Raw genomic sequence first — 22,704 nt, 5'->3', positions numbered from 1 at the left:
GAAACTCCCGCATGGTTATCGTGCGGGAGTTTTTCTGTTTTCAGGGGCTGTGGGGCTGCTTTGCAATGATGGAATGGGAAGCCGCTGCGCTTGTTCTCTCAGTTCGACCCTACGGTGAAGGCAGCGCACTTGTTCACCTGTTGAGCGAAGAGCACGGTGTTTCGCATGGAATGGTCCGTGGTGGTGGTTCACGGAAACAGGCCCCGCTTTGGCAAACCGGTAATCTTGTTATGGCCAGATGGCGCGCCCGGTTGTCTGATCAACTTGGAGGTGTGACTGCCGAGCCGGTGCAAAGTGTGGGAGCCAGATTGCTGGACTTGCCGTTGCAACTGGCGATGGTCAGCAGTGCATGTGCCCTCGCTGACGGGGCGCTCCCACAGGGTGAGCCTCACCCTGAGCTTTTCATGCGCCTGATCCGCCTGCTGACATTGATTGCTGTTGCTCCGGAGCCGCCCCCCATGGCGGCCTATATTCGCTGGGAACGTGAACTGCTCGGTGGTCTTGGGTACGGTCTGGATCTTTCGACCTGTGCAGTTACGGAGGCGACTGAAGATCTGAATTTTGTCTCTCCACGATCTGGCCGGGCAGTCAGCGTTGCGGGAGCAGGAGAATGGCGGGACCGCCTATTGCCGCTTCCGGCCTTCCTCCGACATAACGAAGAAGAAGGCCTGCCTGACGAATGGTTGCAGGGAATGACGCTGACAGGTCATTTTCTGGCACGCTGGGTCTTTGGCGTCCGGCATCAACCATTGCCTGCAGCCCGCGAAAGGCTTTTCGAACGTGTCCGTAGATTGACGGAGCCAAACGAGTTGCAGAGGGGGGCGGTCAGTATTGCACCTGAACCGGACCTGGACGAAGGCCACTGACGACATCCGGGTCCGCGCGCCAGTTCCAGACTGACCAGTCCCATCCCGGATGCTGATTAATTTCTGCGGTCATACGTTGTTCTTCATTCGCAGAGACATGGTGGCCGGACTGGTAAGCGTGGTAAGCTGACATATTGCCCATATAGACGCACCCGCAGGCTGTCGGATCCGCATAGAGCAGGACCGGAATATTGCCTTGCATGCGGTACGTCATGGTGTTGGCAGGAAGCAGGTTCATCATTTGCCAGCGGGCTGTCGTATCGGCCGGATGGGCGACAAAGCCGCTGCGAGCCAGTGTATGCTCTTCATGGAGGATGGGCCGGTAAGGTGAACAGGCCGAAAGAAGAACGAGGGCGGCGCTGGACAGAAGCGGGCGCCAGTGTCTAATTCCTGCGGAGAAAAGGGGAAGTGCATGGGCGTTGATCTGGCGGGTCATATTGAGGATACCAAGCTCGCGGAGGCTTTGAGCGAGCGATATATTGCGTATGCGATGTCGACGATCATGTCGCGGTCCCTTCCGGATGTGCGTGATGGTCTCAAGCCGGTGCACCGGCGCCTCCTCTATGCGATGCAGCAGCTACGCCTTGATCCCACATCAGGGTTTAAAAAGTGTGCACGTGTCGTCGGTGACGTGATCGGTAAGTTTCACCCGCATGGTGATGCGTCCGTTTACGAAGCGCTGGTGCGTCTGGCGCAGGATTTTGCCGTTCGGTATCCGCTGGTTGAGGGGCAGGGCAACTTTGGCTCCATCGACGGTGATGGCGCGGCTGCCATGCGATACACGGAAAGCCGGCTGACCGAGATTGCCCAGACGCTGCTGGATGGCATCAACGATGATGCTGTCGACTTCCGGCCGACCTACGACAACGAAGATCACGAACCGATCGTCCTGCCTGGAACATTCCCGAACCTTCTGGCCAATGGCTCCGCGGGTATTGCGGTGGGCATGGCGACAAGCATTCCGCCTCACAATGCTGGTGAAATCTGCCGAGCTGCAAAGCTTCTGATTGAAAAGCCTGAAGCAACAGTTGCGGAACTTGTCGATTACATCCCAGGCCCTGACTTTCCGACCGGTGGCATTCTGGTGGAAGATCGGGATTCGATTATCCGGTCTTACGAAACTGGCCGAGGCAGTTTCCGGACACGGGCGCGTTGGGAAGTTGAACAGGGACGTTTTGGTACGTGGTGTATCGTCGTCACTGAAATTCCCTATCAGGTGCAGAAATCCCGTCTGATCGAACAGATTGCCGAGTTGATGGAGCAGCGTAAGCTGCCCTTGCTCGGAGATGTCCGGGATGAAAGCACCATGGAAATTCGTCTGGTGCTGGAGCCCAAGACCAAGGGATGTGATCCTGAGGTCCTGATGGAGACGATGTTCCGCAACACGGCACTTGAGAACCGGTTCAGTCTGAACATGAATGTTCTGGGCGGGGATCGTGTACCGGGTGTTTTGTCGATCAAGCAGGTCATTCAGGCCTGGCTGGCACATGTGCATGAAGTGCTGGTTCGACGTTCCAACCATCGCCTTGCGGCAGTCCTGCGTAGACTGGAAATTCTTGACGGCTTTCTGGCGGTTTATCTGAATCTTGATGAGGTTATCCGCATCATCAGAGAAGAAGATGAGCCCAAGGTCTGCCTTATGAAGACCTTTACTTTGACGGATATTCAGGCGGAAGCTGTGCTGAATATGCGTCTGCGCTCTTTGCGACGCCTGGAAGAGATGGAAATCCGCAAAGAACGTGATGCGCTGGCGGATGAGCGGAAGTCTCTTGAAACCCTTCTGGGGTCTGAAAAGCGGCGCTGGACACGGATCGGCAAAGATCTGGACGCCACGATCAAGAAATTCGGCAGTGGCCCACTAGGTGATCGCCGGACAACGGTTGCTGAACCGCCCAAAGCCATCGATATTTCAGCGGCTCTGGAAGTTGATCGTGAGCCTCTGACAATTCTGCTGTCCAGCGAAGGCTGGATACGGGCCATGAAAGGTCACGGATTGGACCCGGAAGGCCATCGCTTCAAGGAAGGCGATTCACCAGGACTGATGGCGGAGTGTCAGAGCACAGACCGGGTCTGTCTGATCGCCAGTGGCGGAAAGGCGTTCACACTCAAGGCTGCGGATCTACCCCGCGGGCGTGGTTTCGGTCAGCCAGTGCGGACGCTGATGGATATCGCACAGGAAGAACGCATCGTGGCGATGTTCCCCGTGACGGAAGATGGCAGACGCCTGATCGCGTCCGAAAGCGGGCGTGGCATGATTGTCTCTGAGGCCGGCATCGTTGCTGAGAAGCGTACAGGCAAGCAGGTGTTTAACGTCAAGGATGGGGAAAGCGTTTTTGCCTGTATTCCGGCAGTTGGAACGCATGTTTTGGCGGTAGGGCATAACAAGCGCGTTCTTATTTTCCCAATGGAGCAGGTTCCTGAGATGACGCGTGGGTCAGGCGTCTCTCTGCAGAAGCTGGGAGATAGTACGTTGCGGGATCTTCGAGCATTTACGCTTGAAGAGGGCCTTTTGTGGCAGCCCGGGCAGCGTGTACGACCTGCTGCTGATCTGGCCCCGCTTGAAGGACGGCGCGGTGCAGTTGGGCGTGCCGCCCCGCAATGGATCCTGCGCAAACCAAGCTGATGTCAGACCGGTGCGGCCAACGTTTCCCAATGACCGCCCTGAAAGATCTCAGCTGGACGGAAGGTGGCCTTGTAAGCCATTTTCCGGCTGCCGGGGACGTAATAGCCCAGATAGAGGTGAAGGCTTCCGCGCCGCCTGGTCAGATTGATCAGCGTCAGGATTGAATAGGTTCCCCAAGAGGCCGTCGGGCTGGATGTATCGTAGAACGTATAAACTGCGGACAGGCCGTCAGACATAATATCCACGAGGCTGACGCAGACGAGTTGGCCTTCAGGGGTTCGAAATTCCACGACAACGGTTTCCACCGGCGTGTTGGAAATCAGTTCGACGTAATCCTGCCAGGACATGTGGGCCATGTCGCCGTCCGTGTGACGGCTTTCTTGGTAGGCGTGGAACAGGGCAAACTGCTCCTGCGTTGGCACCGGCGGTATGATGACAGCATTGGTATTTTCGTGATGCTTCCAGACGCGCTTTTGCGCACGCGAAGGCGTGAAGAGTCCTACAGGAAGGCGCAGGGGCTTGCAGGCCCGGCAGTCGATGCAGACAGGTGCGTAAGCAATTGTATGGCTGCGCCGGAAGCCAGCCTGGGACAGACGGTCATGCAATGCCGAAGCATTCGGGCCGGAAAGATCAGTCAGAACCTTGCGCTCCATGCGATCAGGCAGGTACGGGCATGGTGCTGGCTCGGTTGTATAGAAGAGCTGTGGGCGGTGTTGCACAGGGCCGCTCCTCCAATGGAAAACCAGATGCGTTCTTCAGCCTAACCCAGACAGGACGCTGGCGCATCCATCATCTTTGCGGGAAGAGTATAGCCTCGGCCTGATTGGGAGTTTTATGAGGCACTGGACCATTCTGGATTGTGTTCTGACGTTTTTTCGCTGGGCGCTTCCCATCTGCGTGACGCTCCATGCGCTGCGGCATAAACGGAATACGTCTGCCTGTGCCGGGTGGATTGGCGTGTGCTGGGTCGGGCCGTTTGTCGGGACGGCGCTTTATCTGATGTTCGGCATCAACCGGGTGCATCGCCGGGCCCGGAAGATGATCGATCATCATTCCTGGGAAGGACGGGAGCTGCTCGCCAAATACCGGCAGGTGATGGACGGCCATCTGGCGCCATTGGCGAAGATGCTCGGACGACTGACAGAACGGCCGCTGATGGGGGGGAACTCCGTCAAGGTGTTACATGATGGGGATAACGCCTATCCCGTCATGATCGAAGCCATCAATCAGGCGCAGACGTCGATCGTGCTGTGCTCTTACATTTTCCGGGCCGACAGGATTGGAGAAATGTTTGCGGAAGCTCTGGTCGAAGCACATAGACGGGGCGTCGAAGTTCGTGTTCTGGTCGATGGAATCGGGAGTGGATATTTCAGGTGTGCGATTGAACGCCGCCTGCGACGGGACGGCGTGAAGTGTTCGCGGTTCATGCATTCTGTGTGGCCATGGCGCATGCCGTTCATCAACCTCCGCAATCACCGTAAAATTCTGGTGGTGGATGGTCGTCTCGGTTTCATGGGTGGCCTGAATATCGGCGAGGAGAACATGCTTCGTCTCCGCACCAAACTGCCGGTTGCGGACACGCATTTCCAGTTACGCGGACCGATTGCGCACCAGCTTTCCGTAGCTTTCGCCTGGGATTGGTCTTTTACAACTGGGGAAGAGCTTCGTGGGGAGCCGTATCTGCCTGAGCCGGTTCCGGTTGGTGATGTACCCATGCGGATTGTTACGTCTGGGCCGGATGCGGATCTGGAGAAGATTGAATACGGAATGCTTCAGGCCATCACGTTGGCAAAGACGCATGTTCGCCTCATGACGCCATATTTTCTGCCAGACGATCGATTTTCAGCCGCATTGAATTTGGCGGCTCTACGAGGCGTGGTGATTGACGTTGTCGTGCCCAGAAGCAGCAACCATGCCATCATTGATTATGCACGGGATGCCAATCTGAGGCCGTTTCTGGATGCCGGGTGCCGCGTATGGATGGCCGATCCGCCCTTCAACCATTCCAAGCTTATGGTTGTGGACGATGAATGGAGCTTTGTTGGCAGCACTAACCTGGACGTACGCTCTCTGCGGTTGAATTTCGAAATCAATCTGGAGATTTACGATACAGGCGTCGCGCGGGACCTGTCTGCGTTCATGGATAGTCACCGGAAAAACCGCCTGACCCATCACGATATTGATCGGACGCCTTATCTGATCCAGATTCGCAATGCGGCGCTCCGGCTTTTTCTTCCTTATCTGTAACCGTCAGGGATTGAGACGCAGCGTCACCGAGATGGGCCGGTGATCAGAGCCAAAGCGCGGCAGGGCCTTCGCCTCAAGGCGGTTCACGCCACGCACGAGGCATCGGTCCAGTCGCAAGGGAAGGCGATCCAGCATGCGGTGTGTCTTTTCACGAGGGCCAACATCGTGAAAGCCGGGCAAAAGCACAGGGCCAACTAGATTGAAGTCCCCCATGATGACGGCACGCCGATGCATGTTGGCTGTCAGGCTGCGTAACTGCCTGCGGTTCAGGATCTGACCGTGCGACAGATGGACGTTGGCGAGAGAAAAATTTCCAAAATCGAGAATCTGCGCAGTACGCTTGACCATCAGGCCCCGCGGCAGATGACAGAAAGATGGAGGCTGCGTGAAGGGCAGGCGGCTCCAGCAGGCTGTGCCATGTGGCCGACCGGGCAGAGGAATACGATCATAATATCCACCCAGAATTTCCGGTAGGACGTCAACGGGCTCTTGAGCTTCCTGCATCAGGACGACGTCCGGGTTTTCCGAGCGAATGACTGTCAGGATGTCTTCCAGTGATGCGCCGTCCCAGCGCAGAAGGTTCCAGCTGAGAACGCGGAACGGCGCGCCAGACATAAGGGATGCCGTCACTTGGGAGACTCCGAAATATAGAGGGGGCCTGATTGTGGCCTGTGCGGGCCAGCAGCGAACTCACTTGTCAGGGTGTAGCCGATGGCCAGAAGAACAGGGCCCAGAAAAATCCCCAGTCCGCCAAAGGCTACCACGCCGCCAAGAACTCCCAGAACGGTCAGGAGATAAGGGAGTTGTGCCCCTCGTGAAATGAAAATCGGGCGGATCAGGTGGTCTGCGCCTGAAATGACGATGACGCCATAAGCCGCCAGAAAGAGGCCATGTCCGACATGATGGGTCATGGCCAGCCAGATCGCGGCAGGAATCCAGATCAACGGTGCTCCGATGGGAAAGACAGCCACGAAAGCTGCGATCCCGGCCAGGAGAACGGGCGATGGGACACCTGCGATCATAAGGCCAATCCCGGTCAGGACGCCTTGAATGATGGCCGTGCCGAGCACGCCGTACACCGTGCCACGAATGGTCCGACCAATGACATTGATGAGCCGTGGTGTAGCGCGTGGGCCAGCAATGCGAGCAATGAGGGCCGTAATGGTCATGCCAAGGGCGTCGCCGTTCAACCAGAGGAAGAATGCGACGAACAGCGCCATGACCAGCTCAACGAGACCGCTGGCCAGTTTCACAAGAACGGCAAGCGTGAAATGAGCGATCTGCCCGAAGTAAGGACGCAGCATCTCCGTGGCGGCACCGACGTCATGCGTCAGATGATACCAACCTTCGACCAGGTGTGGACCAGCCATAGGGATGCGCCCCATCCATGCTGGGGGTGGGCCAGCTGAGGCGGCTTTGAGAAGCAGCGTGTCCAGGCTGGCGATGGTTGCTGGAATATCGCTGATTCCGGCAGATGTCAGAACGGACAAAGGCACGATAATAGTCACGGCGCTGAGCATCATCATGGTGAGTGCAGCGAGAGCCGGACGAATATGGCGTCGTAGCCACCGATAGATGGGCCAACTCGCAAAAGTCAGGATTGCCGCCCAAAGGATGGCCGAAAGAAATGGCCAGAGGATGATTCCACATCCATAGGCAATTCCGACAAGGACGAAGCCAAGAATGATCCGTTCGGTCTTCATGCAATGGTTTTCCGGACGGTCAGGGGCTTCAAGGCTGGGACCTGCATGTTCATGACTGGACAGTGTGCCACGCTCTGGCGTTCTGCGCATCCCTCGACCTATGGTGGATCCATGACGAACTCACCCCTTATCACCGCAAAAGACCTCCTTTCTGTTGGGACGGCATATGTTCCGCTCGACGCCAGTGTTCTTCTGCCGGGTCAGAAGGGCGATCTGGACGCAGCTTTTCTTGAACGTCGCCTGCCAAATGCGCGCCGATTCGACATTGATGTTTTTGCCGATCCGGATAGTCCGCTCCCACATACGGTGCCGGGTGCAGCCCGGTTCTCCCGTCTCATGGGTGAACTGGGGCTGAGTGAAGAGACACCTCTTGTCTTCTATGACGGCAAAGGAAGCGTTGGAGCCTGCCGAGCGTGGTGGTTGGCTCGTCTTTTCGGGCATCAGAAGGTGAAGGTTCTGGATGGCGGACTGGCAGCCTGGGAAATCGCCGGCGGCGCATTGGAACGTGGTGCCCCCGCGCCGACACAGCCAGTGTCCTACAGGACGCGTCCACAATACCGGTTACTTGCGGGAAGCGCCGACATTCTGAACGCTGACGCGCATACTGTCGTGCTGGATGCGCGAAGCCATGCCCGTTTTACGGCGTCTGTGCCAGAACCTCGTCCTGGTGTTCGAGGAGGGCATATGCCGGGAGCTCTCAGCCTCGACTGGACGCAGCTTGTGGATGAGGCCGGTCATTTTCTGCCCGTTGAGTCTCTGCAAGATCTGTTTGCTCCAGTCGCTGGGCGACGGGTGATTACCAGTTGCGGGTCGGGTTTGACGGCGGCAACGCTCCTGGCCGGTCTGGCAATCGCTGGGCTGCCAGATGGCGCGCTATATGATGGGTCCTGGGCTGAATGGGGCAGCGATCCACAGGCACCAATCGTGACGGGAGAAGAATAAGACATGAGCGACCTTGAAACGAAGGTGAGTGCTGGCTGGAACCGTCTGGCGTCAACGCTGGTGCAGGGTGGCCGGGCCGACGTCAGGGAGAGCGGCACGCTTGTGAACCTTCCTGTCACACGGGGCTCGACAGTTCTTTTTCCAAGCCTTGAAGCCATGAACCGGATGGATGGTCGAAGCCATTCGCATAAGGCCGTGTATGGCGCCATGGGTACGCCTGTTCAGCATGAGCTGGAAAAGCTTCTGTCGGTCATTGAGGGGGGAACGCATACGCAGGTCGTCAACTCTGGCCTGAGTGCCTGCACGACGCCGCTTCTGGCGTTTCTGGGGCAGGGCGATCATCTTCTGCTTCCCGATTCGGTTTATGGTCCGACACGTCGTTTCGCAGATACGATGCTCAAGCGGATGGGAATCAGCACAACCTATTATGCTCCCATGGCGACACGCGCAGAGATTGAGGCGCTGATCCGAGCCGAGACCCGGATTATTCTGGCGGAGAGCCCGGGAAGCCATACATTCGAGGTGCAGGATGTGCCGATGCTGGCAGATGTCGCTCATCAGGCGGACGCACTGCTATTTCTGGATAATACCTGGGGCATTGGCGTGTTTCAGCCGTTTGAGCATGGCGTGGACGTGTCCATTCAGGCTCTGACGAAATATCCCGGCGGCCACTCGGACGTTATTATTGGGTCCATTACGGTTAATGATGAGACACACTGGAAAACCCTGCGGGATGCGTCCATCCAGTTAGGTCAATGCGCAAGCCCGGATGACTGCTGGCTCACCTTGCGTGGCCTGCGAACCATGGGAGTGCGCCTCACGCATCAGTCGCGTTCGGCTCTTGAGATTGCACAGTGGCTGAAGATGCGCCCCGAAGTTGCCCGGGTTCTGCACCCCGCTCTGCAAGACTGCCCTGGGCATGAATTCTGGAAGCGCGATTTTACGGGGGCTTGCGGTCTGTTCGGTGTTGAATTGCAACCAGATATCAGTGTCGAAACTGCGGAACGCATGATTGATGGTTTGAGCATGTTTGGGATCGGCGCCTCATGGGGCGGTTACGAGAGTCTTGTTCTGCCGACCACGGGGCATGTCCGACGTGTGACCGAGGCTGGGGCTCCAAAGGCCGCGACGTTCCGTCTGCATATCGGTCTTGAAAGTGTAGATGATCTCAAGGCGGATCTGGCGCGGGGCTTGGACGGTTTGCGGCGGGTCGATCAGTAATGCCACGCAAGGAATGGGKGATCTGGTGGGTCATGGTCTGCGGGTATGTCTTGATGACTGCGACCCTGCTTTATGGCATCTGGCTATTTGGAACGGCGTTTTTCCTGAGGATTAATTTCTGGATCACGCTGTTCATCATGGCCGCCATGATCCCATCTTTTCTGGATCTGAAGCGTCGCAAGAACAGATCACCGCCGCCGAAACCCTAGCGCTTCTGCCACATGGTGGCGCTGGATCTGCTGAGTTCCTTCCAGATCAGCAATTGTTCGCGAGACGCGCATCAGCCGTGTCAGGCCGCGATTTGAAAGGCGCAGTTTTTCGGCAGCCTGTTCAGCCAGAGACCTCGCATCATCGTCCATGACAAACAGGTCTGGCGAGGCCTGGGCATTGCACACGTTCTGACGGGTAATCTGTCGATCGCGTGCTTTTTCAACGCGGGCACGGACTGTTGCGCTGTCTTCACCTCGAGGAGCACGACTGATCTCGATGGGCGAGAGCGGGTCAATCTGCACGCAGAGATCCATGCGATCCATCATCGGACCTGAGATCTTTGCGCTGTAATCTTCTCCGCATCGAGGGGCTTTGCGGCAACTCCGTTCCGGGTCTCCCAGATATCCGCAACGGCAGGGATTCATGGCCGCGATAAACTGAAAACGGGCTGGGTAGGTTGTGTGCTGGGCAGCACGGGCGATCGAAATTGAGCCGGTCTCGATAGGTTGTCGGAGTGCTTCCAGACATGACCGCGAGAATTCGGGAAATTCATCCAGGAAAAGCACACCATTATGGGCAAGGCTGACTTCGCCGGGTCGTGCTTTTGCCCCGCCACCGACCATCGCGGGCAAACTGGCGCTGTGATGAGGCGCACGATAGGGCGGCCGGATTGTCAGGCGACCGTCTTTCAAGAGCCCTGATACACTGTGGATCCGGCTGGTTTCCAGCATTTCCTCAGTCGTCAGATCTGGCAAAATACCGGGCAATCTGCATGCAAGCATGGATTTTCCAGCACCTGGTGGTCCGCTCATGAGGACGGAATGTCCGCCAGCGGCGGCAATTTCAAGTGCTCGACGCCCAAGAGCCATGCCCTTCACGTCAGCGAGGTCAGGGCCATAATCCGGAGTGTATCCTTCTGCCGCGGGAACGGGCGTTAAAACCTGTTCGCCACGGAAATGAGACACAACGCCGAGCAGGGTGTCTGGAGCCAGAATGTCGTGGTCTGGATTGCCCCAGCGTGCCTCTCTTCCCTGCAGCGCCGGGCAGATTAACCCTAGAGAATGTGCTGCAGCACCAAGGGCTGCGGATAAAACACCGTTAACCGGGTTGATCCGTCCGTCCAACGAAAGCTCACCGACGGCCGCATAGGCAGAGACAGCCTCGAACGGCAGAATGCCCATGGCGACCAAAAGCCCGAGCGCGATGGGAAGGTCAAAATGTGCACCTTCCTTGGCAAGGTCTGCGGGGACGAGATTGACCAGAATACGTTTTGGAGGAAGGGCCAGGCCCATGGCTGTCAGGGCAGCACGCACACGCTCGCGTGCTTCGCCGACTGATTTGTCCGCCATGCCGACCAGCAGAAACGCTGGAAGCCCTGTCGAGACCTGAACTTCAACCGTAACCGGAACAGCTTCGATTCCAGAAAAGGCAAAGCTTTGGATACGGGCAAGGGTAGGAGTGTTCTGGCCAGATGTCGTCATGGAACGAGATCTTAGCCAGAACATATTACTGGATGGTTAACGCTGGTAAATCAGGCGCGCACGAAGCGTTCCATCAAGGGCGCGCAGGCCATCCAGAAGGTGCTGGTCCATATCGGGGCCCGTCGATTCAGCCTCGACGACAACGTAACCGACTTCACCGTCCGTCTGCAGATACTGTGCCGTCACATTGCAGTTCTCGGCTGCAAACAGTTCGTTGATCTGGCGCATGATGCCGGGACGGTTGGCATGAACGTGCATGAAACGCGTGCCACGTGGCCGCTCCGGAAGCTGCACGCTCGGGAAATTCACGGCACCAATAGTGGAACCAACATCGGAGTAATCCACAAGCTTGCGGGCTACTTCAACGCCAATCCGCTCCTGTGCTTCCATGGTAGAGCCGCCGATATGCGGGGTGAGAATAACGTTTTCCAGGCCCTGAAGCGGGGAAACGAAACGCTCTCCTGCAACTTTGGGCTCCACTGGGAACACATCCACGCCAGCACCCATGAGATGGCCGTCCTTAAGGGCTGCGGCCAGAGCTTCAAGGTCAACGACACTGCCGCGGGCATTGTTGAGGAGAATCGAGTTGGGCTTCATGGCCCGGATCTCGGCTTCTCCGATCAGGAGGTCTGTGTCCGGTGTCTGGGGAACGTGCAGCGTGACGATATCTGATTTGGCAAGAAGGTCCTTGAGCGTCGCGACTGCAACGGCGTTGCCGTGCGGGAGGCGGGGCATGATGTCATAATACAGGACGCGCATGCCAAAGGCTTCGGCCAGAACGGAAAGCTGTGAACCGATGGAACCGTAACCGACGATACCGAGCGTCTTACCACGGACTTCCCACGCATTAATGGCGGATTTGTCCCAGCCACCCTGGTGGCACTGTTCAGAACGGGATGGAATGCGGCGCATCAGCATGACCACTTCACCCATCACCAGTTCGGCGACGGAGCGCGTGTTGCTGTAAGGCGCGTTGAAGACCGGAATGCCGGCCATGCGGGCGGCGGTCAGATCGACCTGATTTGTCCCGATGCAGAAGCAGCCGATGGCCATCAGCCGATCAGCGGATTCAATAACTTCGCGCGTCAACTGCGTCCGGCTGCGAATACCCACCATGTGCACGCCTTGCAGTGCTTCCTTGAGGGCATCGCCTTCAAGAGCGCCTTTCAGACGCGTGACCTCTGCATAACCCTGCACATTAAAATGCTCGACAGCACTCTCATGGATGCCTTCAAGCAGGAGGATGCGGATCTTGTTCTTGGGGAGAGAGAAGTGCGTTTCCATATTTCCATCCCGGTCCTGAACCGGAAGGCTCCGGCTCTCATTCCAACCTGTCCCGGCCCATGATCACCGGGGCGTCATGCCTAGCCCATCGTTTCCGGATGGGAAAGGTGGTTCACGATGTCTGTGAGCAGGGCAGGGTTGCCGCACGCCAGAACGGTTCCATCACTTTCGAGCGTAAGAGGCTTGCCCTGCCAGTCCGTGATGCTGCCACCTGCGCCTTCAATGACTGGAACAAGCGCCCCCCAATCCCACGGGTTCATGGTGCATTCGGCGATTACATCGATCTGGCCAAGCGCCAGTAGTCCGTAGGCGTAACAGTCGCCGCCCCATGATGTCCGCCGGACCTGCTTTTGGAGTTTCGCAAAGCGCGGTGCGTGATCGTGCGTCATGATTTCCGGGGATGTGCAGGACAGTTCAGCCTGTCCAAGAACCGGGCATATGCGTGTGCCAATCTGACCGGGCAGTCGGGTAGACACAAAGCGTGTCCGCTGCCCGGCAAGGCCTATCCACCGCTCGCCCGTCAGAGGTTGGTCAATCAACCCGAGAACAGGTCGTCCTTTATGGAAAAGCGAAATAAGGGTTCCGAAGGTTGGGCGGCCGGTCAGGAATGCGCGTGTTCCGTCGATCGGGTCCAGCACCCAGAGCCAGTCTCCTTCGTGACCGCTCATTCCGCTTTCTTCGCCCAGGATAGCGTGCTCTGGCAGAGCATCTTCCAGAATGGAGCGCATGACTTTTTCAGCCGCACGATCTGCAACAGTGACCGGGCTGTCATCGGATTTGGCATCAGCCTGTAGTGAGGTGCGGAAATGGGGGATGACCGTCTCGCGGGCAGCGTCTGCACAGGCTTCGGCGACGACAAGCGCCTTTTCCAGAACTGTTTCGCTCATATTTTCTTTCAATTCCTGCCAGAAAGCCGTGTGTGAGATTGACGCCCGATCAGGCGGGCGGCATCAGAAGGGCCATGCGTCCGATCATCGTCATTCCCTCCAGACTTGCCTCGACCCGCCTCCCATGCAAGCCCCTTGCGGATATTGGTGGCCTTCCCATGATTGTCCGCGTTGCGAAACGGGCGTTGGAAGCAAAGATCGGGCCAGTGGTTGTTGCTGCGGGCGATCAGGACATTCTTGATGCCGTCCGTGAGTTAGAGGGCGTGCAAGGTGTCTTGACCGACTCGTCTCTGGCCAGCGGTTCAGATCGTGTGCATGCAGCCATCCAGAAGCTTGATCCGTCTGGAACTTACGACGTGGTGATCAATCTGCAGGGAGACCTGCCTTTGATTGATCCGGCCAGTCTGACTGCCGTGCTCGAGCCGCTGGAAAATCCATCCTGTGATATCGGAACGCTTGCTGCTCCCGTTCAATCAGACTGGGAAAGAGATGCCGAACAGGTGGTCAAGATCGCCTGTGATTTTGGCGACGCCGCGGTGACGCGCGCACTTTATTTTTCGCGTATGCCCATTCCATGGGGCGTGGGGCAGCATTGGCATCATGTTGGCGTATATGCCTGGCGTCGAGACGCATTGGAGCGCTTTGTCAGTCTGCCACAGTCGGCTCTGGAGCGGCGTGAAAGTCTGGAGCAGCTGCGCGCGCTGGAAGCTGGAATGAGTATCGGGTGTGCCCGGATAGAACATGCTCCTCAAGGTGTTGATACGCCTGAGGATCTGGAACGAGTGAGAGGACTGGTCTGATGCCGGTAATTGCTTTTCAGGGGCAGCCTGGCGCCTATTCGGACCTCGCATGCCGACAGGCTCGTCCGGGCTGGACGACGCTTCCCTGCGCGAGTTTCGCAGCTGCGATTGAAGCTGTGCATGGTGGTCGGGCAGATGAAGCGCTTCTGGCCTGTGAAAATTCGCTCGCCGGGCGTGTGCCTGACATTCATTCTTTGCTGCCGGATGCAGGGCTGCACATCGTTGGAGAGCACTTTCAGCGTGTTGAGCACTGCCTGCTGGCTGTGCCGGGTACTGAAATCTCTGACATCCGGCGTCTTCACACACATCCAGTTGCACTCGGGCAGGTCCGTAAGCTTATTCATGAGCTGGATCTGGAAGTCGTACCGGAGTTCGATACAGCTGGTGCTGCCGAAATGGTCGCGAAATGGGGCCGGAAGGAAGACGCTGCCATCGCCTCGTCACTCGCAGGAGAGCTGAACGGTCTCGTCATCTTGCGGGGTAACGTCGAAGACGCGGCGCACAACACGACGCGCTTTTATCGCGTGGCGCCTGTGCCAAGTTTTCCCGATTCTCAACGTAATGACACGTTGACAACGCTGCTCATGAAAGTCGGCAACAAACCCGGGGCGCTTTACGCGGCATTGGGTGGATTCTCACGTCATGGTATTAATATGACGAGAATTGAAAGTTACATGCTCAACGGCTCATTCGCGGCCACGCAGTTCCTGATGGATGTTGAAGGACATCCGGACCAGCCTGCATTGGCGGCCGCTTTGAAAGAGCTGGAGCATGTCAGCGATAATTTGAAGATTCTGGGTGCATACCCACGCAGTCTTGCTCGTTCCAGCGCATGACGCTGACGGATCTAGAGAGCAGGATGGTGCGCATGATGAGCAGAGGCAAGGCAATGGTGGAGACGGGCATGTATCAAGGGTCGCTGACGGCTCTGATCACTCCGATGGGTACGGATGGGCGTATCGATTTCGAGGTGGCGACAAAGCTTATTGAGCGCCAGATTGAAGCGGGGACCAGCGGGCTCGTACCGGCAGGGACAACCGGCGAAAGCCCGACGCTGTCGCACGAGGAGCATGGCCAGATCATTGCCCACTGCGTCGAGACATCGAACGGTCGCGTACCAGTCATGGCTGGGGCTGGCTCAAACAGCACCTCTGAAGCCGTGCAAATGGCTCGACATGCTCATTCTGTGGGGGCGAGCAGCCTGTTGGTTGTGGTTCCGTATTATAACAAGCCCACCCAGGAAGGCCTGTATCGTCATTTCATGACGATTGCCGATGCGACGCCACTTCCGGTTCACGTATACTGCATTCCAGGTCGGTCTGTGGTGGATCTCACGCCTGAGACACTTGGACGCCTCGCTCAGCATCCCAATATTGCTGGCGTAAAGGATGCTACGGCCAATCTAGCTCGTCCCATCGCTGTGCGACGCAACGTGAAGAAGCCGTTCAACCAGCTTTCTGGTGACGATAACACAGTGGTGTCGTTTCTTGCGGCAGGTGGTGATGGCTGCATTGGCGTGACTTCAAATGTCGTTCCTGCGTTATGCGCGGAAATGCACAGCGCCTGGCAGGAAGGGCGAATCGAAGACGCAATCGAAATTCAGGATCGTCTCTCTCCGCTGCATGATGCCATGTTCATGGAAAGCAACCCGGGACCGGTGAAGTACGCTATGTCTCGGCTGGGTCTGTGCAATGCGACCCTGCGCCTTCCACTCGTGGAGCCTCAGGAGGCAACGCGGAAGGCTATCGATGCTGCTTTACGATCTCTCGATCTATTGGACTGATATTTTTAATGGCCGGAAAAAAAGAGAAGAGCGGCATGATCTCTCACGGGATCGTCGCTCAGAACCGTAAAGGCCGGTTCGATTACACGATTCTGGAAACTGTAGAGGCTGGAATTGTTCTGAAGGGGCCGGAGGTCAAAAGCCTTCGCTTGGGACGTTCAACCATTACCGAGGCCTATGCGGCCGAGCGTGATGGAGAAATCTGGCTCTTTAATTCCTACATTCCGGAATATCAGGGGGGCGTTCTTTCCCGCTTTGAGCCAAGGGCTCCTCGCAAACTACTGCTGCATCGCAAACAGGTTGCGCATTATTTGTCCGCTGTGACGCGTGCGGGTGCATCGCTTGTCCCGTTGGATATTCATTTTAACGCCCGCGGAGTCGCGAAAGTGACGATTGGTTTGGGGCAGGGGCGCAAAAAAGAAGACAAGCGACATGCAATCGCTGAGCGCGACTGGCAACGTGATAAGGCTCGCTTGATCCGGAACAAGGGCAAGGAATACTGAGTTCTCTCGACACCGCCTTGTTTGACTATGGCACGTAATTTTTAGCAGTCATTAAAAAAGCCGCTGTGGAAAAATCCACAGCGGCTTTTTTTAGTGCTCAGCAAGATGCCGAAGCTACCAATCAATCGACGTTGATTGCAGCAGCTTCCGGACCCTTCTGACCCTGAACAACCTTGACGTTGATCGCCTGGCCTTCGTCGAGCGTCGGGAGCTGTGAACGCTCGAGAGCGGAAGCGTGGACGAAGATGTCCTTGCCGCCGGAGTCAGGCGTGATGAAGCCAAAGCCCTTGGTGGCGTTGTACCACTTCACGGTGCCGCGGATGTCCTGTGCGTCGGACAGGTCAGGAGCCGGACGGCCCGGACGTGCTGACGGGCCACCAAAGCGTGGCTGCGGAGCTGCACCGAACTGGGCGCGCGGACGGGGAGCTTCAGCCGTGCTTTCGTCAACGGAAATGACTTCAGCAACCTGGCGACCCTTCGGACCCTGGCCAATGCGAACAACCACGGTTGCACCCGGGTTGACGCTGCTTACGCCAGCGTTGCCAAGAGCGTTGGCGTGCAGGAAGACATCGCCCGAGCCGTCAGCCAGTTCAACGAAACCGAAACCCTTTTCGGTGTTGAACCACTTAACGCGGGAGCTGATTTCTGGGCCGGAAGCGGTAACGAAGCTGCTGCCAGCGCCACGACGAGGTGCGCCGAAGCCACCACCACCGCCGCCACCGAAGCCGCCGCGATCGCCGCCGCCGAAGCCGCCACGATCGCCGCCGCCGAAGCCGCCACGGTCACCATAGGATGGCTGGGACGAATAGTCCCCGTCAAACCCGCCGCGGCGAGGTGAGTTAAAGCTGCGGTCGGTTCTGTTGTTTCTCAACGGTCTAATCCCGAGACTGGGGTGCCACGGAGGGCTTCTATCCCCTGCCATGACGTATTTCAAAAAGGTGAGAAAAGCCTCAGGCCTTCCTCTGAGGGAATCACTAGCATGGTTTTTTCCCGCACTGCCACAACGAAAGTGCGAGAAGTGCCCAACTCGCGCGGATTTTAAGATTGTCTCAGTCCGTCAAGGTGCTCCGAAGGCTTTGCTTTGACGCTCAGTAATGACATAAAGACACAAATTGATAACGTCATTACCCTGATCGTACGCGAGATGCAGAGGTGCCCATGCAGACCCGACTGACTCTTTCCTTCGGGGCTATTGCCCTGCTTGCACTGGCATCCTCGTCCGCATTGGCGACTCCTCTTCAGGATCCACACGGTACCTGGACCATTCAGGGCGAGAACGATGCTGTCTCGACCCTGAAGGGAACGTCTGATCAGTACTATACATCTGGTCTGCGCATTAACTGGACTTCGGGGACCGATAACCTTCCAGAACCGATTGCGAATCTGAATCATTTCCTGATGGGAAATGGCATGCAGCGTATCAGCATCGGGTTGCAGCAGCTGATCTATACCCCGCGCCAGACCCAGATGGCCCAGCCGCCACTGGGAGACCGTCCTTACGCAGGTCTGATGCTCGGCACCGTTAACCTTATTAATGATACGGACCTATCCCGTACCGTCATGGGTATTCAGTTTGGTGTCATGGGCCCTGCAGGTCTTGGGCGTCAGGTGCAGAACGGATTCCATAATCTGATCAGCGACACGCCGAACAAGGGGTGGGTGCACCAGCTAGCGAATCAGCCGATCATGCAGATTCAGGCTGGTCGAATCTGGCGTCTGCCAGTCGTGAATGTTTACGGCATCGGCATGGACGTTTTGCCTGCAGTGTCGGGTGCCGCGGGTGATTACCGAACCTATGCAGATGCGGCTGCCACCTTCCGGGTCGGACAAGGGCTGGATAGTGATTTCGGTAACTCGACGATTGGGCCGGGACTGGATGGTACAGATGCGTTCCGTGGAACGCGTCCTGTCGCCTGGTACTTTTATGGTGGTGTAGAGGGGCAGGCCGTTGGGTACGACGCCACGCTTCAGGGTAATACCGTGCGTCCCGACTCGCCTCACGTCGAAAAAGTCTGGGATGTGGGCGAAATTCATGCCGGCGTGGCCGTGATGTGGCACGGCGTGCGACTCTCTTACAGCCAGAACTGGCAGACGGCTCAGTTCAAGTCGCAGAAAGCTGGCCTGTTTAACTATGGGTCGCTCAAGCTCTCTGTTAAATTCTAAAGCATAATTCTTAGCTGGATCTTCGGATCAAGAAAAAAGCCCGGCCGCAAAAGCGGGACGGGCTTTTTTCTTAAGCGGACTGTGACGCAGGCTTGGCCTGATCTCGAACCGGAGAGCCAAGAAGATATCCTTGGACCTCTTCGCACCCATAAGCATCCAAGAAGGCCATCTGGGATTCGGTCTCTACGCCTTTGGCGCATGTCGTGATGTTCAAGGCGCGTGCCAGGGCGAGAATCGCGCACATCACTTCATTTGCGCGGTTGTTTTCGCCAAGGCTGTTGATGAATCTGCGATCAAGCTTGATCTGATCCAGCGGATAGAAGCGAAGGCGCTCAAGGGACGAGAAGCCAGAGCCGAAATCATCAAGTGCCAGCCTGACGCCGAGCGCGCGGACACGGGACAATTCACGGAATGTGATGTCTTCCGGCCCGAAGAAGCGTGGCTCCGACATTTCAATTTGCAGGCGTTCAGGTGCGAGGCCGCTTTCCTGAAGGATTTCCTTGACGAGTTTCGAGAGGCGCTCACTGACGAGCCAGACTGGCGAAATATTGACGCAGACCCTGTGGGGGACGTCCCAGCTCGCCGCAGCCATGCAGGCTGTTTTAAGGCTCCAGCTATCGAGCATTTCAACCAGGCCGGCTTCTTCTGCGCAGCGAATAAAGAGGGCCGGCGGGACTTCGCCGTAGCCTGGTCTATTCCATCTTAGCAGCGCCTCATGAGCCACGATTTGCTGTGATGCGGTGTCAACAACCGGCATCCAGTTCAGAAAGAGTCCGTTCTGTTCCACGGCAACGGCAAGATCCTGCTCCAGGCTGGAAGACAGGATATGCATTCGTGTTGTTTCTTCGTCCGCGCGTCTCTCGTGACCGCCACCCAGGCGTTGGGCTTCCATAAGCGCAGCTTTGGCGCTGGTGAGAAGGTCATCAACCGTTTGGCCATCTTCCGGGAACATGCTCCAGCCGATGGACAGGGAAAATGGAAGAGAAGAGCTGGCAAGGGCAACAGGGGCTTCAGAAATCCGCAGAATGGATGTCATCAAGGATCGTGTTGTGACCTGCGTGTAGCCTGGTGGCGTCAAGACAATGAAGTTGCCGCCGCCCATGCCGCCAAGGAACGCGCCCTGGGGTAGGAGCTTTTCGATTCTTCGGACGATCTCTTCCAGAATGATGTCGGCGACATCCCAGCCGTAGCGCTCATTAATGAAAGACAGATGGTCAAGGTTGAAGCGAATTAATCCGAATTTTGCTCGTTTCGTCAGGCCCGCGGTCTGCTCGATGTACCACTGAACAGATTCCATGCTCTGCATGCGGTTCGGCAGGACTGAACCGCTATTATAAATCGGGTTCCGAGTCAGGTCTGCGAGATCTGCAAGTGCATCCAAAGTCTGCTGGCTTGAAAGGTCAGTCGTCTCGCAGGCAGCAAAAAGGAAGAGAGATGTGGAAGTGCGCTTTTGTCGAGGCAGGCTTCCGACATTGATCCCGGCAACAGATCGCCCTGCTATTCTGAATGTCTGTGGTGAAGTGCTTTCTGAAAGTTCTTCATACGGAAGTTCACCCAGCGTGTCGGCTAAAAATACACCAACGGAGGCAATTTCAAGCGGCGCAGAATCCTTTGACAGGGCCACTATGCCCGCTGACGAAGCGCCAGTGAGCAGGCGTGCCAGTCTCAAGAGAGGCAGGTAACTGGCGGACGACGTCCCTTTCAGGAAAGAAGCTGCATGCTGATCGTCACCAGTTGAGAACATACTGTAAACCCGATTATGGATAAGTCGTAAAACCGTCAAAGAACGATAAAGTTCCTTCTCGGAAGGCAGATTAACAATTCTTTCTTAAAGGTCCTTTAACCAGAAATCAAAAGCCTGTCGGGTTCGGAGCGGTCAAAGAGCGTTAGCATAATTCTCAATGCGGCCCCTCGCGGGCCTTCCAGCGACGGATTGCGCATAAGTTCTCGCTCGCTGTCCTGTTGCATTGCCGCCAAAAGCAGCGAAATTCTTGCGCCTTGAGCTAATCGGAAGCCGGGCAGTCCAGACTGACGGTCTCCAGCAAGGTCGCCGCCGCCGCGGATTCGGTAATCCTCGTCAGCAATCATGAATCCATCGTTAGTGTCTCGCAAAAGCGTTAACCGCCTGACGGCTGTTGGTGTGGCCATGCCATCATGGAGCAGCAGGCAGAAGGACTTTTTCGAACCGCGCCCGACGCGGCCTCGTAACTGATGAAGCTGAGCGAGCCCAAAGCGTTCTGCCTGCTCGATCACCATGACCGAAGCATTCGGTATATCCACGCCGACCTCAATAACGGTTGTAGCAACGAGGATACGTGTTTCACCCTGCCGGAATGCTTCAAGTGCGGCTTGCCGGATGGCGATGTCCTGTTTGCCGTGCGCTAATCCAACGATGTGGGGAAATCGCTCTCCAAGCATCGCCCACCGCTCTTCGGCCGCTGCGGCAGACTGTGTTTCGCTGTTTTCAATGAGAGGACAGACCCAGAAGACCTGCACCCCATCTGCGACTGCGCGGGATATGGCGGCCAGAATGTCTGGCATGGCATCCATATTATGCAGGGTCGTGCGAATGGGTTGTCTGCCTGCAGGTTTGGAATCCAGCCGACTTACGCTCATTTCTCCCCATTCCATGAGCTGAAGGGTCCGGGGAATGGGAGTGGCGGTCATGACCAGAATGTCTGTGGCCTGTCCCTTGGCGCTCAGATTCATTCGTTGCTTCACGCCAAAGCGGTGCTGCTCGTCAATGACGGCCAGTCCAAGGTCCGCAAACGTCACGCCTTCCTGAAACAGGGCGTGAGTCCCGACGATGATGCGCGCAGTTCCATCGGCAATGGCCGCCAGTGTCTCGCGGCGTGCTGCGCCTTTGATCGTCCCGCTCAGATAAACGCATTGCGTGGGACAAAGTCGGGACACTGTCTCGAAGTGTTGGCGTGCCAGAATTTCTGTTGGCGCCATGAGGGCCGCCTGGGCACCGGATTCCACGGCTTGAAGCATGGCATTCATCGCGACAAATGTTTTGCCGGCGCCCACGTCTCCTTGCAGAAGACGCATCATGGGAGCCGTGGCCGCCATGTCCTGACGGATTTCAATGATAGCTGAAGACTGGGCCGCCGTTGGCTTATGACCAAAACGACGATTTAGCTCTGCCTGGAGTGCGCCCGTGCCCGGCATGCTGCGGCCTATCCGCCTGCGTGCTTTAAGGCGAGCCAGTCCAAAACAGAGCTGGTCAGCAAGAAGTTCATCCGCAGCAAGACGGGAAAGTGCGCGCTCTCGCACTGGCGCCCATTCGACATGAGCAGGAATGCTTTCCGGGGCCTGCAGGATATGCAGCGCCTGTGTAAAAGCTGGCCAGCGGCGCTTTTGGACAAGGGCGTGGTCCTGCCATTCGGGAAAATCGGGCAGAAGCGTCAGGGCCGCGCGCATGGCTTTGCGCACGGTGTAGGGAAACAGGCCTGCCGTCAGGGGCCAGACGGGTTCAAGTCTGGGAAAGCTGTCACGCTTTTCCCATGTTGTGACGTGATCCGGCTGGGGCATCGTCAATTCACCCTGGAACCGGCTGGTCTTGCCAGAGACAAGAAGCTCTGCCCCGACCGTTGGGGCAGGCATGTTTTTCTGCTGAAAAAAAACCAGATCCAGCCTGCCTGTATCGTCTTCTGTGCGAATGATGGAGGGTTGGCCGGGGCGTGCAGCCTTGCGGATTGAGACGACACGGACACGCGTTGTCAGGATTTCTCCGGGTGCGAGATTGTGTCCTGCGGCAACTGTGCGCAGAATACGACGGTCAACAATTCGCTCGGGAAGGGTGAACAGCAGGTCCAGGACGCGCCGTCCCCCTGCAATCTTTTCCAGCAGACTTGCATGTCTTGGCCCGATTCCGGGCAGGGACGTCAGTGGTGCGAAGAGTGGAGCAAGAAAATCTGGAGAGGGCTGTTCGGACTGCATTGCAACGGGCGCTCCCCGGGCTTTTCTTGGTATGGCAGGGTCTGGAACG

21 protein-coding genes are annotated in these 22,704 nt (G+C 57.1%); 11 read left to right on the top strand and 10 right to left on the bottom strand.

Annotated features, from left to right (window positions below; genetic code table 11):
- Positions 1-68 precede the first annotated feature (68 nt).
- Positions 69-866 (top strand): DNA repair protein RecO, encoded by a 798-nt coding sequence (gene recO, locus KP707_RS07960; protein WP_211502844.1) that lies wholly within the window; start codon positions 69-71, stop codon positions 864-866.
- On the opposite strand, the gene KP707_RS07955 is transcribed toward recO, so the two are convergent.
- Positions 826-1,302: a hypothetical protein gene (locus KP707_RS07955; RefSeq protein ID WP_211502753.1), complete on the bottom strand. Its 477-nt coding sequence runs from the start codon at positions 1,300-1,302 to the stop codon at positions 826-828. The two genes, recO and KP707_RS07955, sit on opposite strands and share 41 nt — an antisense overlap.
- Here KP707_RS07955 and parC point away from each other — a divergent pair.
- Complete coding sequence (gene parC, locus KP707_RS07950) at positions 1,279-3,489, top strand: DNA topoisomerase IV subunit A (RefSeq protein ID WP_211502752.1); 2,211 nt, start codon at positions 1,279-1,281, stop codon at positions 3,487-3,489. The genes KP707_RS07955 and parC overlap by 24 nt on opposite strands.
- Before the next feature lie 2 nt (positions 3,490-3,491).
- Here parC and KP707_RS07945 read toward each other — a convergent pair whose 3' ends face one another.
- Positions 3,492-4,208 (bottom strand): arginyltransferase, encoded by a 717-nt coding sequence (locus KP707_RS07945; RefSeq protein WP_211502751.1) that lies wholly within the window; start codon positions 4,206-4,208, stop codon positions 3,492-3,494.
- Positions 4,209-4,323: 115 nt separating this feature from the next.
- Here KP707_RS07945 and cls point away from each other — a divergent pair, with 115 nt between their 5' ends.
- Positions 4,324-5,736 (top strand): cardiolipin synthase, encoded by a 1,413-nt coding sequence (gene cls / locus KP707_RS07940; protein ID WP_211502750.1) that lies wholly within the window; start codon positions 4,324-4,326, stop codon positions 5,734-5,736.
- Positions 5,737-5,739: 3 nt separating this feature from the next.
- On the opposite strand, the gene KP707_RS07935 is transcribed toward cls, so the two are convergent.
- Together KP707_RS07935 and KP707_RS07930 are read right to left on the bottom strand one after the other, a co-directional pair.
- Positions 5,740-6,366, bottom strand: a complete 627-nt coding sequence (locus tag KP707_RS07935; protein WP_046901441.1) for an endonuclease/exonuclease/phosphatase family protein — start codon at positions 6,364-6,366, stop codon at positions 5,740-5,742.
- Positions 6,363-7,439 (bottom strand): AI-2E family transporter, encoded by a 1,077-nt coding sequence (locus tag KP707_RS07930; RefSeq protein ID WP_046901442.1) that lies wholly within the window; start codon positions 7,437-7,439, stop codon positions 6,363-6,365. The genes KP707_RS07935 and KP707_RS07930 overlap by 4 nt, the downstream gene beginning before the upstream one ends.
- 45 nt (positions 7,440-7,484) lie before the next feature.
- On the opposite strand from KP707_RS07930, the gene KP707_RS07925 reads away from it, so the two are divergent.
- From KP707_RS07925 to KP707_RS07915, 3 genes are read left to right on the top strand one after another with little or no spacing between them, the layout of a single operon-like run.
- Positions 7,485-8,381, top strand: coding sequence for a sulfurtransferase (locus KP707_RS07925; RefSeq protein WP_373687789.1), 897 nt, complete (start codon positions 7,485-7,487; stop codon positions 8,379-8,381).
- 3 nt (positions 8,382-8,384) lie between these two features.
- A complete protein-coding gene (metC, locus tag KP707_RS07920; RefSeq protein WP_211502749.1) occupies positions 8,385-9,602 on the top strand; it encodes a cystathionine beta-lyase in 1,218 nt (405 codons plus the stop codon).
- A complete protein-coding gene (locus KP707_RS07915; RefSeq protein WP_215769409.1) occupies positions 9,602-9,811 on the top strand; it encodes a hypothetical protein in 210 nt (69 codons plus the stop codon). The genes metC and KP707_RS07915 overlap by 1 nt, the downstream gene beginning before the upstream one ends.
- On the opposite strand, the gene KP707_RS07910 is transcribed toward KP707_RS07915, so the two are convergent.
- The 3 genes from KP707_RS07910 to KP707_RS07900 all read right to left on the bottom strand — a co-directional run bounded on the left by KP707_RS07910 (position 9,791) and on the right by KP707_RS07900 (position 13,464).
- On the bottom strand, positions 9,791-11,293 hold the full coding sequence (locus KP707_RS07910) for a YifB family Mg chelatase-like AAA ATPase (protein WP_211502747.1): 1,503 nt from the start codon (positions 11,291-11,293) through the stop codon (positions 9,791-9,793). The two genes, KP707_RS07915 and KP707_RS07910, sit on opposite strands and share 21 nt — an antisense overlap.
- A gap of 36 nt (positions 11,294-11,329) precedes the next feature.
- Positions 11,330-12,577: a phosphoglycerate dehydrogenase gene (gene serA, locus KP707_RS07905; protein WP_046901444.1), complete on the bottom strand. Its 1,248-nt coding sequence runs from the start codon at positions 12,575-12,577 to the stop codon at positions 11,330-11,332.
- 80 nt (positions 12,578-12,657) lie between these two features.
- Positions 12,658-13,464, bottom strand: a complete 807-nt coding sequence (locus tag KP707_RS07900) for an inositol monophosphatase family protein (protein WP_211502746.1) — start codon at positions 13,462-13,464, stop codon at positions 12,658-12,660.
- Positions 13,465-13,538: 74 nt separating this feature from the next.
- Here KP707_RS07900 and KP707_RS07895 point away from each other — a divergent pair, with 74 nt between their 5' ends.
- The 4 genes from KP707_RS07895 to smpB are packed head-to-tail and all read left to right on the top strand — an operon-like array spanning position 13,539 to position 16,550.
- Entirely contained in the window at positions 13,539-14,264 is a 726-nt protein-coding gene (locus KP707_RS07895; RefSeq protein WP_211502842.1) for a 3-deoxy-manno-octulosonate cytidylyltransferase, read from the top strand.
- Positions 14,264-15,100, top strand: coding sequence for a prephenate dehydratase (locus tag KP707_RS07890; protein WP_211502745.1), 837 nt, complete (start codon positions 14,264-14,266; stop codon positions 15,098-15,100). Before KP707_RS07895 ends, KP707_RS07890 begins: the two co-directional genes overlap by 1 nt.
- Positions 15,097-16,047 carry a 4-hydroxy-tetrahydrodipicolinate synthase gene (dapA, locus tag KP707_RS07885; RefSeq protein WP_211502744.1) on the top strand — a complete coding sequence of 317 codons (951 nt, stop codon included), beginning with the start codon at positions 15,097-15,099 and terminating at the stop codon, positions 16,045-16,047. The genes KP707_RS07890 and dapA overlap by 4 nt, the downstream gene beginning before the upstream one ends.
- A gap of 8 nt (positions 16,048-16,055) precedes the next feature.
- The gene (gene smpB / locus KP707_RS07880; protein ID WP_046901449.1) at positions 16,056-16,550 is read left to right on the top strand and encodes an SsrA-binding protein SmpB; all 495 of its coding nucleotides are present in this window, start codon (positions 16,056-16,058) and stop codon (positions 16,548-16,550) included.
- 121 nt (positions 16,551-16,671) lie between these two features.
- On the opposite strand, the gene KP707_RS17055 is transcribed toward smpB, so the two are convergent.
- A complete protein-coding gene (locus KP707_RS17055) occupies positions 16,672-17,421 on the bottom strand; it encodes a cold-shock protein (RefSeq protein WP_211496921.1) in 750 nt (249 codons plus the stop codon).
- A 287-nt stretch (positions 17,422-17,708) separates the two neighbouring features.
- On the opposite strand from KP707_RS17055, the gene KP707_RS07870 reads away from it, so the two are divergent.
- Positions 17,709-18,713, top strand: coding sequence for a lipid A deacylase LpxR family protein (locus KP707_RS07870; protein WP_099212284.1), 1,005 nt, complete (start codon positions 17,709-17,711; stop codon positions 18,711-18,713).
- Between the two features lie 70 nt (positions 18,714-18,783).
- On the opposite strand, the gene KP707_RS07865 is transcribed toward KP707_RS07870, so the two are convergent.
- Together KP707_RS07865 and recG are read right to left on the bottom strand one after the other, a co-directional pair.
- Positions 18,784-20,457 (bottom strand): bifunctional diguanylate cyclase/phosphodiesterase, encoded by a 1,674-nt coding sequence (locus KP707_RS07865; protein WP_211502742.1) that lies wholly within the window; start codon positions 20,455-20,457, stop codon positions 18,784-18,786.
- Between the two features lie 95 nt (positions 20,458-20,552).
- Positions 20,553-22,655, bottom strand: a complete 2,103-nt coding sequence (recG, locus tag KP707_RS07860; protein WP_211502741.1) for an ATP-dependent DNA helicase RecG — start codon at positions 22,653-22,655, stop codon at positions 20,553-20,555.
- Positions 22,656-22,704 lie beyond the last annotated feature (49 nt).

Origin of the sequence: Gluconobacter sp. P5E10, assembly GCF_018812145.1 — a bacterium.
Taxonomy (GTDB): domain Bacteria; phylum Pseudomonadota; class Alphaproteobacteria; order Acetobacterales; family Acetobacteraceae; genus Gluconobacter; species Gluconobacter cerinus.
The sequence above is the reverse complement of the archived record's forward strand: the minus strand, read 5'-3'. Positions and strand labels throughout refer to the sequence as shown.

Bases quoted from the DNA above. Each gene is read 5' to 3' on its own strand.
- recO (WP_211502844.1), top strand. From the start codon at position 69: ATGGAATGGGAAGCCGCTGCGCTTGTTCTCTCAGTTCGACCCTACGGT.
- parC (WP_211502752.1), top strand. From the start codon at position 1,279: ATGGGCGTTGATCTGGCGGGTCATATTGAGGATACCAAGCTCGCGGAG.
- KP707_RS07955 (WP_211502753.1), bottom strand. From the start codon at position 1,302: ATGACCCGCCAGATCAACGCCCATGCACTTCCCCTTTTCTCCGCAGGA.
- cls (WP_211502750.1), top strand. From the start codon at position 4,324: ATGAGGCACTGGACCATTCTGGATTGTGTTCTGACGTTTTTTCGCTGG.
- KP707_RS07930 (WP_046901442.1), bottom strand. From the start codon at position 7,439: ATGAAGACCGAACGGATCATTCTTGGCTTCGTCCTTGTCGGAATTGCC.
- KP707_RS07925 (WP_373687789.1), top strand. From the start codon at position 7,485: ATGTTCATGACTGGACAGTGTGCCACGCTCTGGCGTTCTGCGCATCCC.
- metC (WP_211502749.1), top strand. From the start codon at position 8,385: ATGAGCGACCTTGAAACGAAGGTGAGTGCTGGCTGGAACCGTCTGGCG.
- KP707_RS07910 (WP_211502747.1), bottom strand. From the start codon at position 11,293: ATGACGACATCTGGCCAGAACACTCCTACCCTTGCCCGTATCCAAAGC.
- serA (WP_046901444.1), bottom strand. From the start codon at position 12,577: ATGGAAACGCACTTCTCTCTCCCCAAGAACAAGATCCGCATCCTCCTG.
- KP707_RS07900 (WP_211502746.1), bottom strand. From the start codon at position 13,464: ATGAGCGAAACAGTTCTGGAAAAGGCGCTTGTCGTCGCCGAAGCCTGT.
- KP707_RS07895 (WP_211502842.1), top strand. From the start codon at position 13,539: ATGCGTCCGATCATCGTCATTCCCTCCAGACTTGCCTCGACCCGCCTC.
- KP707_RS07890 (WP_211502745.1), top strand. From the start codon at position 14,264: ATGCCGGTAATTGCTTTTCAGGGGCAGCCTGGCGCCTATTCGGACCTC.
- dapA (WP_211502744.1), top strand. From the start codon at position 15,097: ATGACGCTGACGGATCTAGAGAGCAGGATGGTGCGCATGATGAGCAGA.
- smpB (WP_046901449.1), top strand. From the start codon at position 16,056: ATGGCCGGAAAAAAAGAGAAGAGCGGCATGATCTCTCACGGGATCGTC.
- KP707_RS07870 (WP_099212284.1), top strand. From the start codon at position 17,709: ATGCAGACCCGACTGACTCTTTCCTTCGGGGCTATTGCCCTGCTTGCA.
- KP707_RS07865 (WP_211502742.1), bottom strand. From the start codon at position 20,457: ATGTTCTCAACTGGTGACGATCAGCATGCAGCTTCTTTCCTGAAAGGG.
- recG (WP_211502741.1), bottom strand. From the start codon at position 22,655: ATGCAGTCCGAACAGCCCTCTCCAGATTTTCTTGCTCCACTCTTCGCA.